Genomic DNA, 12,482 nt, shown 5'->3' with positions numbered 1-12,482 from the left:
GACCAATAGCGACCATAAAAGGCTGGGTCAATAAAATTGCGAGAGAATAATGAATCATATCCGCTTAGAGAATATCAGTAAGATTTATAACGCTAATAATAATCAAGCAAAATCTGCTTTGAAATTATTGGCGGATGGTATGGATAGTGTGCAGGTTAAGCAGCAAACGGGGTATTCGGTAGGCCTTTATGATGTTAATTTGGCTATAAAGGCTGGGGAGCTGCACTGTATTATGGGACTATCAGGCTCAGGGAAGTCTACCTTGATACGTCATCTCAACCGCTTAATTGATCCGACTACTGGCAAGATATGGGTGGATACCACTATCAATGGCCAAAAAAAGCAGCAGACAGACGCTGTAAAACCCGATGGTAATACTAATAATATAGCTGCGCATGAAACAAATACTAATCATGCAGACCATGTAGAAAGTACAGCTATTAATATTTTGGAGTTAAATGATAAGGAACTTCAGCAGTATCGTCAGCATACGGTCAGTATGGTGTTTCAGCATTTTGGTTTGATGCCGCATATGACAGTTATTCAAAATGTCGCTTATGGTTTAAGAGTACGTAAAATGAGTGTGAGCGAGCGTCATGATATCGCTCGTCATTGGCTAAATGAAGTGGGTCTGCCTAATTTGGAGCACAGCTATCCTGACGAGTTATCGGGCGGCATGCAGCAGCGAGTCGGGCTGGCACGGGCACTGGCAACAGACAATCCAATTTTGCTGATGGACGAGGCTTTCTCTGCACTTGATCCATTGATTCGTGCGCAACTGCAAGATCAGTTGCTTGAGTTGCAAGCACGGCTGAATAAAACCATTGTATTTATCACTCATGATATCGATGAAGCGGTTAAAGTAGGTCAGCGTATTAGTATCTTAAATGGCGGACGTTTGATTCAAACCGGTACGCCAAGCGAGCTCAGAGACAATCCTGCGGACGACTATGTGGCGCAGTTTATGACGGCTAAGCATTAAAAGCATTTCGCTGATATAGCTGTGTTTTGGCAACTATAAAAAGGTGGTTTGGTAGCTTTACTATAGTCAATTGCAAACAAAGCAGATACATTATATTTCAACGCGGGACTGGGATAAATTTTTCTGGCGTGCTGTGCCTACGCCGACAGAGGCTGCAAAAAATATATCTCAGTCCCGCTGTATCGTTTTTATATTGAACTAACTTTATTATCTTTGTTACTTTTATAGAGTTGTCTATTTATAGCTACAGCATCATATAGAGCTTCAATTATCTATATTCTTTTATATCAATACTCTTTCCCTGTTGTTCAAAAATGTATTAGCCATCGAGTCATTATTAAAGTAAAACCTTTATATATAGTATACTGTTAAGGTCTGCTAATTTTATCAGAGTTAGCTTTATGACCCTATTTCCCTCCTATCTTATCTGCAAGGCCTCGCAAAAGGACACCTTATGTCTCGTAAAGATCGCCATAATAACTCTTATAATAATGACAGAAATAACCAAAGTATTAATCAAAGTTTAAAGAGAGAGTTTAAACCCCAGCGCCCACGTTTTTTCAAAAACGTTAGTGCTTTTGGGGTTACCACGATATTGAGTGCAGGTCTACTATTAGCTTGTGGGCAGATAAGTAATGCCGACAATAATAGCAGTAGTAATGCGAAGGGCAGTACGCAAAACAGCGGAGTCACTCGCTCACGTGATATGCTGCCATCTGATACCTTGAAGCAAATGCAGGCTTTGCCGCAGCTGACCAAAGGTCTAGGTGATACTGGCGCTGCAGTAATCGACTCTAGCAAGCCCACCTTGGTAAAGTTTTGGGCAAGCTGGTGTCCGCTATGTTTAGGTACGCTTGAAGAGACTGAAAGCTGGCGCATGGATCCTAAATTTGCTGGCTTAAACGTGGTAACGGTTGCTAGCCCCGGTCATTTAAATGAAAAAGATGCTAGTGCGTTTAATAGTTGGTATGCTGGCATCCAAGCGGATTATCCTAATCTGCCGGTATTAGCTGATGGGTCTGGCGATATGATCAATCAGCTTGGGGTACAAGTGTATCCCAGTTGGGCAATATTGGATAAAAATGGCAATTTAGTCCATCTGGTTAAAGGAAATATCTCAGCAGAACAAGCTTATGCTTTGGCTGAAAATGCAGAAAACGATTTTGCCGAGCTTAAAAGTGGTAATGCCAAGCCTGCAAATGTAAAAACCTTAGATAGCAATAATAAAATTGAGACTATCAAGCAAAAAGATGGCGTTTATTATAATGATCAAGGTAAACCTATTAATACGCGTTCAATCTATCTGGCAGGTGGCTGCTTCTGGGGTGTGGAAGCTTATATGGAGCGTGTCGATGGGGTAGTAGATGCCATATCAGGCTATGCTAATGGCGATACGGCCAATCCAAGCTACGAGCAGGTGATTCGCGGCTCAGGCCATGCTGAAGCGGTTGAAGTCATTTATGATGCCGACAAGACGGATCTTGAGACTATCCTCAAGTACTACCTTCGCGTCATCGACCCGACTAGCTTAAATAAACAAGGCAATGACCGCGGGGTACAATACCGTACCGGGATTTATTATACCGATCCAGCAGATAAGGCAATCGTTGATGCCGCTCTTCAGCAAATAGAAAGTAAGTATAATCAGCCCATTGTGGTTGAAAATGAAATGCTAGATAATTTCTACTTAGCCGAGATGTATCATCAAGATTATTTGGCCAAAAATCCTAATGGTTATTGCCACGTTGATCTAAGTCTTGCTGATGACAAGATTAAGCCGAGCACTCGGGTGCAGCTGGCCCCAGCTAATACCGTCGCTGAGGTGCTAGACCCGAAACGCTATGCTAACTTTGATAAAAATGCGCTCAAGGATACGCTAACCAAAGCACAATATAATATTACCCAACAGGCGGGTACTGAGCGTGCTTTTAGCCATGAGTATGATGATCTGTTTGCACCGGGGGTTTATGTTGATGTGGTCAGTGGTGAGCCATTATTCTTATCGACAGATAAGTATCAATCAGGCTGCGGTTGGCCAAGTTTCACTAAGCCTATCGATATGCAAGTGATTACTCAGCATCAAGATACCGCCTTTAATATGGTGCGTACTGAGGTACGTTCGCGGGTTGCCGACTCACACTTAGGCCATGTGTTCCCAGATGGTCCAAAAGATCGCGGTGGGCTGCGCTATTGTATCAATGGCGGCGCGCTACAGTTTATTCCGGTCAGCGTAATGCCGCAATCGGGTTATGCGCCACTGGTCAAATTAGTCAAAGAGCAATAATTATTGTCTAATTGCACGACTGAGCTATATTTTTAACTTTTGAATTTATTGCTATTAAAAGGCGCTAGGGTGGATTCTTAGCGTCTTTTTAATAGACCAATTATAGTCATTTTGCAGCAATCAGCAGGGAATCATGCAAAAAGATATAAATATCGTTATACTTTGAACAAATAGCCCATCAGCTTCTATTAGTTGTTTTGCTCAATGACAAGTTTTTTGATGATAAGTTTTTATTGATAACGAGCAATCCTCTTATTTTATATTGTTCTCTATTTGCTAGTTTATTGGACCTAATCTTTCTTTGACGTTTAAGGTTATCGCATGACCGTTACTCACGACCCGATTATTACCTCTTTGCTTGATAATGATTTGTACAAATTTACGATGCTACAAGCTATGCTGCATCAGTTTCCGCAAACGCATGGCGTTTATCGGTTTCGTTGCCGTAATAATAATGAGGCCGCTTATCCATTGGCAACCATTAAAGAATCTTTAGAGGTACAGCTAGATAGTTTATGTGAATTACGGTTCTTGCCAGATGAGCTCGATTATCTGCGTAGATTACGCTTTATTCGCTCAGATTTTGTTGATTATTTAGAACTGTTTCAGCTTAAACGCCGCTTTATTAAAGTCAGTACTGATAGCAAAGGCCGACTATTTATCGATATTGAAGGGCCGATGATTCAGGCGATGTTTTTTGAAGTGTTTGTATTGGCTATCGTGAATGAGCTTTATTTCAATGCTTTATCGAATCCTGATGTCATTGATGAGGCGCAGCGCCGCTTGGATGCCAAGGTTGAGCTGCTGCATCAGTATGCCAAACGTCAACAACCAGAAGACCCGCCTTTTATCATTGCTGATTTTGGGACTCGTAGACGTTTCAGTAAAAGCTGGCAAGCACATGTAGTCGAAACTTTTCACAAAGCCGAGCCAGAAATCTTTAGTGGAACCTCTAATGTCTATTTAGCTAAGAATCTAGGCATGACGCCGATAGGCACGATGGCACATGAGTTTATGCAAGCTTTTCAGGCGTTGGATGTGCGCTTACGTGACTCGCAAAAAGCTGCACTTGAGGCGTGGGTACACGAGTACCGTGGTGATTTGGGTATTGCTTTGACAGATGTAGTCGGAATGGATGCTTTCTTACGTGATTTTGATCTATATTTTGCTAAATTATTTGATGGACTGCGTCATGATAGCGGTGACCCTTATAGTTGGGGTGATAAGGCAATTGCTCATTATGAAAAGTTAAAGATTGACCCTAAAACTAAGATCCTCACCTTTAGCGACGGGCTTGATATTAATAAAGCATGGGACTTGCATCAGTATTTTAAAGACCGGATTAAAACCAGCTTTGGTATTGGCACTAATTTGACCAATGATACCGGTTTGACCCAGATAAATATTGTCCTCAAGTTGGTTGAATGCAACGGCCAGCCAGTCGCTAAACTTTCAGACAGTCCTGGAAAAACCATGATCAACAATGATACTTATCTAGCTTATCTACGCCAAGTTTTTGAAGTTGACGAGCTAGATTAGCTATTGTTAGTAGGGTGCGCCCAGCGCACTAATTGCTAGTCATAGTCTTGTTAACGGTGCGCTGGGCGCACCCTACAAAACTTTTGACTGACTATATTAATAGAAAGACTAGACTTTAGCGACGCTTAAACATCGCTATCGGTTTCTTCTTCAGAAAACGCTGCATCTAATGCTTGCTGCACCGCATTAATACGGGTTTCACAGACTCGGTAAGCGGCAATAGATTCTTCAACCGTAGTCATCAAGTTGTCGATATCAGGCTCATCTTGCTGCTGGAGTTCGGCTGCATTGGCTTTTAGAATATCGTAGGCTGCCTTAAAGGTTTTTGGGGCGGCTTTTTTACGTTTGCGAGTAGGGGTGGTCATTAGGTTTCCTGTCATTTAAATAAAGATAAAGTTTTTGTTACTATATTTCTGGTTTTAACTCATTTGTAAGTTCTATAGCATAGCGAGGCTGGGTTAAAAGCTAACCTACAATATATTTTATTTTGATTATAGATCTTTAGCTTCAGTATTTCTAACTTCCACAATACGGGCGCTAACCTGACCATCTTTTAGTACAATATTGATGGTTTGTTCCGGATAAAGCTGAGCGCTACTGGTCAGTATCTGCTTGCCTTTTTCATCCGTTAGCATGGTATAACCTTGTTGTAGCACCCGTGTGGGTTTATGCAAAAGGATGATATCACGCAAATGCTCGCTGTTACGCTGGGCTTGAATGAGCTGCTGCTGCGCACTTTGCATAATGGTTTGCTGATAGCTGGTACATTGCTCTTGAGCATTGTTCAACTGTTTATAGGCGCTCGCTTGAGTGTGTTTGTTCAGCTCAAAAGTGAGCCGCGCTGCCTGTTTGACCTGGCGCTGCGCACTTTGTTGAATACTACGCCAAGCAAAATCACTGTCCTTTTTGAGAGCGGTTAATTGACCAATGGTTTGTGATTGGACTTGGCTCAACTGGCGTGTGGTCAGCTGCTCAGCGATCTTTAATTGACGCTGGGCCGCTTGTTTAATCTGAGCACGATAATGCAAAGTTTGCGTGACCAGTCTTGCTAAATGGCTGCTGATAGCTGCGATAACCTTGGACGGCGTATCAAAGCTGGTATGCGCCACCTCATCGAGTATTACCTTGTCACGCTCATGGCCGATACCAACCCAAACGGGTATAGGCTGCTCGGCAACCAACGCCGCCAGCTCATAATCGTTAAGATAAGCCAAATCACCTACCGCGCCGCCGCCACGAATAATAACCAGCAGATCTGGCAGATGCTGATAAGTGTCAAAGAATTGCTGCTGGGCACTGACGATAGCTTGCCGAATCTCACCAGGGGCATGATTGCCCTGAAAGGTCGCATTATGATAATGAAACTGGCAAGCGCCAGTGCTGGCAAGCCTATTGGCATCAGCCTGAAAGTCGCCCAATCCGGCCGCTTTTTCAGGCGCAATCACTAGCACATGCTCGATATCAAAAGGCGTGGGTAGCTGCTGGTTGAGATGAAGGAGCCCTTCGCCGGTTAATTTATCTACCATCTCCGCGTATTGCCGAGCCAAATCTCCTAAAGTGTAGCTGGGATCGATATCCTCAATAGTAAGAGAAAAGCCGTATTGGGTATGGAAGCCTGCCGAGACTTTAAGCAGTACGGTTAAATCGCGCTCCAAAGCCATACCCGTAGCACGCTCAAACTTGGACAACACTCTTGCGGCTTTAAAGCGCCATAGATTACCACGGCAGCTGGCGATGACCTTGCCGTCATCATCTTTTTCGGCCAGCTCAAAGTAGTAATGGCCGCCTTTGCTAGATAAGTTACGAATCTCAGCTTTGACCCAAACCCGGTGATTAAAGGTATGCTTGATGACCATCTCAACGGCGGATAGATAATCGCTTAACCGCAGCACGGTATCTTCTAAATTGACTTCAAGGTCATTCTCTTTTTCGGCAAGCTCAGCCTCAAGCGTCGCTAAGTCTTTGGCAGGGGTTAAAACCTTAGCTTGTTTAAGACCAGTAAGATTGGGTTTGCGCATAATTTTAGACCAAGAATGTAAAAAGTGAATGTGGCTAATATGACTTATATAAATTAGAAACTGCTTACAAAGCTTGTCATTGGTTAAAGTCCAAATAGACTGATAGCGTAGTTTACCCTAAAAGCGCTCTTACAAAAAGCAAAGCCAACAAGGTGCTATCAAGTTACTTGATGCAATCTCATTGGCTAGCCATTATTTTATGAGGTTTAAATAAAGCTTGAACAGGAGTTAAGTATTAAGTAGCCGTTTGATAGTTACCATTACTGGCAACGAAAGTTAATCGTGTATTCATAGTCATCATCACGAGACAAGTTTGGTGAGCCAGTACCAAATACTGAACCAACTACTGAGCCGACTTGTCCAATCATCCGATCAGTACGCTCATTCAAAATACCGTTATAAACCACTTTATCATTGAGAACAATGACTTGTTTGCCTCGGCAAGCTTTGTTGGCGCTATCGATAGCATTTTGCTGAGCTTTTACCTTGGTAGCACCTAAGCCTGTGGTCTCATAGGTAGCATTGTCACGCTGAATAACGGGTGATGATGGCGTGCTTTGACAAGCGCTCAAGGTCAATGCTGTAGCTAGGGCACCAGTTAAAAAAAGGGTTTTATTAAAAGTTTTATTAAAAACAGCCATAGCTGACTCCTCAATGAATTAAGTGTAGATTAGAATGTAAAAGATCATAAGTATAACAATATCCATTAATAGCAAAGGATAGTTAATAATTATTGTAAACTTAACTGGTTTATGGTCCTAACGTCTACAGCGTTATTGTATGCGGTGTTACCTCTATATTGCCTTAATAGTTTTAATATCTTATATAATTCAAAAGCAATTCATTTAATAAAAATTATTTCAATCACAGTTATTGGCGATTATGAGTGATATAAACAGCAAATAACTTGAAATATAAACTATATCTAGGATAATTGGGTCAAATACTCTACAGTCTCTAAAACTATGACCTTAATTCCTGCTCCTGCCGGCGTGCTCGAAGTTGACGCATTATGGCAGCAAGACAACCCAAATGATCCTAATACCGATACGGTCGCGTTGTTATGCCATCCTAATCCTTTATATGAAGGCACGATGAATAATAAGGTGGTGACCACCATGTACCGTTTTGCCCGTGATAACGGTATGCATGCGGTGCGTTTTAACTTTCGCGGTGTAGGGCAGTCGACAGGTGAGCACGACTACGCTGAAGGTGAAGTCATCGATGCTATGACCGTGTTACAATGGATTAGTGCCCAAACCAATGCTCGTAAGTTATGGCTTGGTGGATTCTCCTTTGGTGGCTATGTAATCGCACGGGCAGCTGAGCAAGTCATGATAACGCCTCATATATGGGGTTTGGATGATTTTGAAATTGCCAATGTGGCGCTTATTTCGCCCTCAGTAGAAAAGAATGATACCGGCGACTTGAGCTTGCCAGTCGAGAAAACTTTTGAGATTTACGGTGATGCTGATAAGGTTATTGACCCTGCTAGTATGCAAGATTTTGCAGAAAAGCTGGGTATTGAAGTCAGTATCGTTGAGGGCGCAGGACACTTTTTCCATGGGCGCTTGTCTGAGCTTAAACAATTATTAGAGCAGCATAGTTTTAAACAATAGCTAACTAACTACACTGTACCTCTCAAAAAACGGCTTTCAGCAACAGCTTTTGGAAAAAGTGCTCAAAGAAAAATGTTTACCAAGATTTTTGGTTCCGGTTTTCATAAATTCCCCCTATTAATTTTATCTTTATAAAAATGAGTCATACTATGTCATTATCACCATTGCAGCGCTATGAACAAGCTATTAGCACCGATGATTTTACGAGGGATGAGCAGCAATATCAGGCCATGAGCTACCTTGATGATCTCTATCATCAGCTTAATAATACTGTAGAACAGAAAAAAGGCTTTTTTAGCTTTTTAAAATCTAAGCCTGAAGCGCCAAAAGGCCTATATATGTGGGGTGGAGTAGGCCGTGGTAAGACTTGGATGATGGATATGTTTTATGAGTCGTTGATTATTGAGCGTAAAATGCGTCAACATTTCCATCATTTTATGCAGCGTGTTCATAGTGAACTCAACGCCTTACAAGGACAGAGTGACCCACTCGAAAAAGTAGCTGATATTATTTATAACGAAGCGATTATTATTTGTTTTGACGAATTCTTTGTCTCTAATGTCTCTGATGCGATGATTTTGGGTGATTTATTTACCATGCTGTTTAATCGTGGTGTGACCTTAGTAGCGACTTCGAATATTGAGCCGTCAGGATTATACAAAGATGGTTTGCACCGAGATCGTTTTATGCCCGCTATTGCAGAGCTGGAAAAACACACTACGGTGATGAATATCGATTCAGGTATTGACTATCGACTGCGGGTTTTGCAGCAAGCGGAGCTTTATAAGTCGCCAATGACTAAAGAGAATCATCACTGGCTCGCTAACCGCTTTGCTAGCTTGTCTAATAACCAAAAAATTAGTAATGAGCCCATTGTCATCAACGGCCGTGAAATTAAAATTAACGCACGTACCGAAGATATACTGTTTTGCGACTTCCGTCATTTATGTATGGAACCACGTTCAGCCGCAGACTTTATTGAAATTGCCAAACAGTTTAATACTGTATTGGTCAACGCTGTACCCGCTTTAAGTGATGAGATGCGCGATCCTACTCGGCGTTTTATTTATCTGGTAGATGAGTTTTATGATCGTAGAGTCAAGCTACTGGTTAGAGCCCAACAGTCTATTTTGGAGCTTTATCAAGGTGAAAAACTAGCGTTTGAGATAGAGCGTACCCGCTCACGCTTGCTTGAGATGCAGTCAGAGGATTATCTGAAGATGGAACATCGGGTTGAGGACACTGATGCCGCTTAGCTTATTGAAGCTGAGCAACGATTATTAACCGATGATAATAGCAGAAAACCAGCAAGGATAGATAATGAATAAAAAACTAGATAATAATAACAATGAGTTAATAGATAATAAGCAGGAAAGCCAACCAAATAAAATGGATAATATGGGCGAGCAGCGGATTAATTGGATTAAATCAAGACGCAGTATTGGTAATCTTGAAGCTCCTGCACCCACGCACAATCAAATAAAGACAGCAATAAGCTGTGCGGCGACCGCACCTGATCACAAAAAGCTACGTCCATGGCGCTTTATTGTCACTGAAGGTGATGCCCGTAAAGCGTTCGGTCAGGCTTTACTCGAGGCTGCGGAAGCAAAAGCGGCTACAGAAGGCGAGGAGCTGTCTGATAAAACTCGCAAAAAGACTGCTAACTTGCCTATGCGAGCACCGACAATCATTACAGTGGTTACTCAGATGCAAGAGCATAAAAAAGTACCACCTTTTGAACAAATGTTAAGTGCAGGTGCAGCAGTACAGAATCTTATTTTAGCGTTAAAAGCGCAAGGTTTCAGTAGCGTATGGCGTACTGGTTTATTGTGTAATGAGCCTGCAGTCAAAGCATATTTTGGAGTGGGCGTGGATGATTATGTCACTGCTTTTGTTTATACTGGCACCAGCCCTACTGAGAGTCCTGCTCGAAAACCAATGGATATCGAGTCCTTAATTAGCTTTAAATCCTAAATGAAATGAAATATTTAGCGCTAAAGTTATGAAAATAGTTCTATATTGAGTATTGATAGAAGCTATTTTGTAATGGCTGTAAAAGCTCTTAACCAATATAATTAAGTAACATAATATAATTCGCTTAACAGGGACAGATAGAAATGACTAGCTCAACAAATGATCAAGACTCTAACGAAAATGATATTAATAATGATATTAATGAAATCGAAGATAATAGTACTGAAAAACAAGGCCTATTAGCCAGTATCATTGAACGTGCTACCAGATCAGGTCTCAATCGTAAAAAACTTGATCCCAGTAGTGTTGAAGCTGCCGTTGCCAAAAATATGGATAAAATCCATAAAAATCCTACCAAACTGCGCTTAGCTTTTTTAGGTGGGGGCAGCTTCGGTACCGCCATGGCAAACTTAGCAGCACGTAACGGCTGTGATGCTACCCTTTGGGTGCGTAATAAGCGCACGGTTAAGTCTATGGCAAAATTACGCATGAACAAGCAGTATTTACCCGGCTATAAGCTTGATGATCGTCTTAAGTATAGTCATGATTTAGAAGCCTCTATCAAAGATAAAGATATTATTTTCTTAGCTGTACCCAGCTCTGCCTTTCGCGAAACCCTTAGAAATATTGCTCCTTTTATCACCGGACAGTCCATTGTTTCGCTAACCAAAGGGATGGAAAAAGATACGTTTGCATTAATGAGTGACATCATCAAAGATGAGTTGCCAGAAGTAAATTTTGGTGTGATGTCAGGACCTAATCTCGCTGTAGAGATTATGAAAAATATGCCATCTGCGACGGTTATTGCCAGTAGCTCAGAGCCTCTGCGGCATGCAGTACAAGCGGCATTACACAGTGCTTTTTTCCGAGTGTTTGCCAGCGATGATATTCGCGGTGTCGAGCTTGGCGGCGCTCTTAAAAACATCTATGCCATTGCTATGGGTATGGCGGCTGCTTATGAAGTGGGCGAGAATACCAAAGCTATGCTGCTGACCCGTGCTTTAGCAGAAATGAGCCGCTTTGGACTCGAGGAAGGCGCTAATCCGCTAACCTTTTTAGGTTTGTCAGGGGTTGGCGATTTATATGCGACCTGTAGCTCAGAGCTTAGCCGTAACTATCGCATTGGTAACATGCTTGGCCGCGGCATGAGCATTGATGCGGCAGTAAAAAAGCTGGGTCAAACCGCTGAAGGGGTAAATACTATTCAACAAGTTCATGAAAAAGCCAGTAAAGCAGGCATCTATATGCCGATTACGCATGCGCTCTATGCGGTTATTTACGAAGATAAGGCGGCGCTTGGCGTTGCCTTACACTTGATGGAAGCCGGATTCCGTAGTGACGTTGAATTTGTCATGCCACATGATCATAGTAATGCTGCACTTAGTGCTCATATGCAATCATCGGGTGCTGAGTCTGACCAGCTATCTGATGATTCCCTTAACCAAAAAAATGATAAATAAATGGGTAAATAAATAATATAAAAATTAACCTCAATTATTAAGGAGTGTTATGAAAATAATATTAATGCGCCATGGACAAGCAGAGAATGAAACCCACCCTGATAGCGCCCGTCAGCTGACAGATTTCGGTGTACAGCAAGCGTCTCAAACTGCAGCTTATATCGCTGAGCATTATCAGCCCGATCAGTTTGTGGTGAGTCCCTATGATAGAGCGCAGCAAACCTTAGCTGAGCTGCAATCACGTATGCCAAATATACCTGCTAGCGTACAAGATAATATTACACCTTCTGATAGTGCGCAGAATGCGTTAGCTGTGCTGGCTAATATCGATGCGCAATGTTTGGTCGTAGTTTGTCATATGCCTATCGTAGCTAATCTCGCAAGCTTACTGACCGGTGACAGCCCAGAAGCTTTTGCATTGGCAGAAGCACGAGTGTTTGAGATGGAATTTGTCATGTCAGATATGGCTAAAGAAATTAAGCGCTTTGTACCTGATCAGACGAGATAAATGCAGCAGAGTAATTAGGGGGTTGCTAATGATTGAGCTAAAACTCCTATAATTGGCTGCTAGATTCGTCTATTATAAGGACTATTCTTATAGAAGCT

The 12,482-nt window shown here is 42.1% G+C and carries 11 protein-coding genes; 8 read left to right on the top strand and 3 right to left on the bottom strand.

Annotated features, from left to right (window positions below):
- Positions 1 to 49: 49 nt before the first annotated feature.
- The 3 genes from JMX18_RS04480 to pncB all read left to right on the top strand — a co-directional run bounded on the left by JMX18_RS04480 (position 50) and on the right by pncB (position 4,805).
- Positions 50 to 982 (top strand): ATP-binding cassette domain-containing protein, encoded by a 933-nt coding sequence (locus JMX18_RS04480; RefSeq protein WP_201584899.1) that lies wholly within the window; start codon positions 50 to 52, stop codon positions 980 to 982.
- A gap of 454 nt (positions 983 to 1,436) precedes the next feature.
- Entirely contained in the window at positions 1,437 to 3,266 is a 1,830-nt protein-coding gene (msrAB, locus tag JMX18_RS04475; protein WP_201584892.1) for a bifunctional peptide-methionine (S)-S-oxide reductase MsrA/peptide-methionine (R)-S-oxide reductase MsrB, read from the top strand.
- Between the two features lie 321 nt (positions 3,267 to 3,587).
- Positions 3,588 to 4,805, top strand: a complete 1,218-nt coding sequence (pncB, locus tag JMX18_RS04470; protein WP_201584890.1) for a nicotinate phosphoribosyltransferase — start codon at positions 3,588 to 3,590, stop codon at positions 4,803 to 4,805.
- Between the two features lie 125 nt (positions 4,806 to 4,930).
- On the opposite strand, the gene xseB is transcribed toward pncB, so the two are convergent.
- From xseB to JMX18_RS04455, 3 genes are all read right to left on the bottom strand, one after another.
- Positions 4,931 to 5,170, bottom strand: a complete 240-nt coding sequence (gene xseB, locus JMX18_RS04465; RefSeq protein ID WP_201584888.1) for an exodeoxyribonuclease VII small subunit — start codon at positions 5,168 to 5,170, stop codon at positions 4,931 to 4,933.
- Between the two features lie 126 nt (positions 5,171 to 5,296).
- Positions 5,297 to 6,823, bottom strand: a complete 1,527-nt coding sequence (gene xseA / locus JMX18_RS04460; RefSeq protein WP_201584886.1) for an exodeoxyribonuclease VII large subunit — start codon at positions 6,821 to 6,823, stop codon at positions 5,297 to 5,299.
- Between the two features lie 260 nt (positions 6,824 to 7,083).
- Positions 7,084 to 7,464, bottom strand: a complete 381-nt coding sequence (locus tag JMX18_RS04455) for a hypothetical protein (protein WP_227674558.1) — start codon at positions 7,462 to 7,464, stop codon at positions 7,084 to 7,086.
- Between the two features lie 324 nt (positions 7,465 to 7,788).
- Between JMX18_RS04455 and JMX18_RS04450 the strand changes: the two genes are divergently transcribed.
- From JMX18_RS04450 to sixA, 5 genes are all read left to right on the top strand, one after another.
- Positions 7,789 to 8,442 carry an alpha/beta hydrolase gene (locus JMX18_RS04450; protein WP_201584884.1) on the top strand — a complete coding sequence of 218 codons (654 nt, stop codon included), beginning with the start codon at positions 7,789 to 7,791 and terminating at the stop codon, positions 8,440 to 8,442.
- 149 nt (positions 8,443 to 8,591) lie between these two features.
- Positions 8,592 to 9,698, top strand: a complete 1,107-nt coding sequence (gene zapE / locus JMX18_RS04445; protein WP_201584882.1) for a cell division protein ZapE — start codon at positions 8,592 to 8,594, stop codon at positions 9,696 to 9,698.
- Between the two features lie 133 nt (positions 9,699 to 9,831).
- Positions 9,832 to 10,416 (top strand): nitroreductase family protein, encoded by a 585-nt coding sequence (locus tag JMX18_RS04440; RefSeq protein ID WP_406947363.1) that lies wholly within the window; start codon positions 9,832 to 9,834, stop codon positions 10,414 to 10,416.
- 143 nt (positions 10,417 to 10,559) lie between these two features.
- Positions 10,560 to 11,876, top strand: coding sequence for an NAD(P)H-dependent glycerol-3-phosphate dehydrogenase (locus tag JMX18_RS04435; protein ID WP_201584880.1), 1,317 nt, complete (start codon positions 10,560 to 10,562; stop codon positions 11,874 to 11,876).
- A 49-nt stretch (positions 11,877 to 11,925) separates the two neighbouring features.
- Entirely contained in the window at positions 11,926 to 12,384 is a 459-nt protein-coding gene (sixA, locus tag JMX18_RS04430) for a phosphohistidine phosphatase SixA (RefSeq protein WP_201584878.1), read from the top strand.
- Positions 12,385 to 12,482: the final 98 nt, after the last annotated feature.

Source organism: Psychrobacter jeotgali (genome assembly GCF_904846315.1).
Taxonomy (GTDB): domain Bacteria; phylum Pseudomonadota; class Gammaproteobacteria; order Pseudomonadales; family Moraxellaceae; genus Psychrobacter; species Psychrobacter jeotgali.
This window is presented reverse-complemented; position numbering and strand designations above follow the sequence as displayed.

Excerpts from the sequence above, each read along its gene's own strand:
- JMX18_RS04480 (WP_201584899.1), top strand. The coding sequence starts at position 50 with ATGAATCATATCCGCTTAGAGAATATCAGTAAGATTTATAACGCTAAT.
- msrAB (WP_201584892.1), top strand. The coding sequence starts at position 1,437 with ATGTCTCGTAAAGATCGCCATAATAACTCTTATAATAATGACAGAAAT.
- pncB (WP_201584890.1), top strand. The coding sequence starts at position 3,588 with ATGACCGTTACTCACGACCCGATTATTACCTCTTTGCTTGATAATGAT.
- xseB (WP_201584888.1), bottom strand. The coding sequence starts at position 5,170 with ATGACCACCCCTACTCGCAAACGTAAAAAAGCCGCCCCAAAAACCTTT.
- xseA (WP_201584886.1), bottom strand. The coding sequence starts at position 6,823 with ATGCGCAAACCCAATCTTACTGGTCTTAAACAAGCTAAGGTTTTAACC.
- JMX18_RS04455 (WP_227674558.1), bottom strand. The coding sequence starts at position 7,464 with ATGGCTGTTTTTAATAAAACTTTTAATAAAACCCTTTTTTTAACTGGT.
- JMX18_RS04450 (WP_201584884.1), top strand. The coding sequence starts at position 7,789 with ATGACCTTAATTCCTGCTCCTGCCGGCGTGCTCGAAGTTGACGCATTA.
- zapE (WP_201584882.1), top strand. The coding sequence starts at position 8,592 with ATGTCATTATCACCATTGCAGCGCTATGAACAAGCTATTAGCACCGAT.
- JMX18_RS04440 (WP_406947363.1), top strand. The coding sequence starts at position 9,832 with ATGGATAATATGGGCGAGCAGCGGATTAATTGGATTAAATCAAGACGC.
- JMX18_RS04435 (WP_201584880.1), top strand. The coding sequence starts at position 10,560 with ATGACTAGCTCAACAAATGATCAAGACTCTAACGAAAATGATATTAAT.
- sixA (WP_201584878.1), top strand. The coding sequence starts at position 11,926 with ATGAAAATAATATTAATGCGCCATGGACAAGCAGAGAATGAAACCCAC.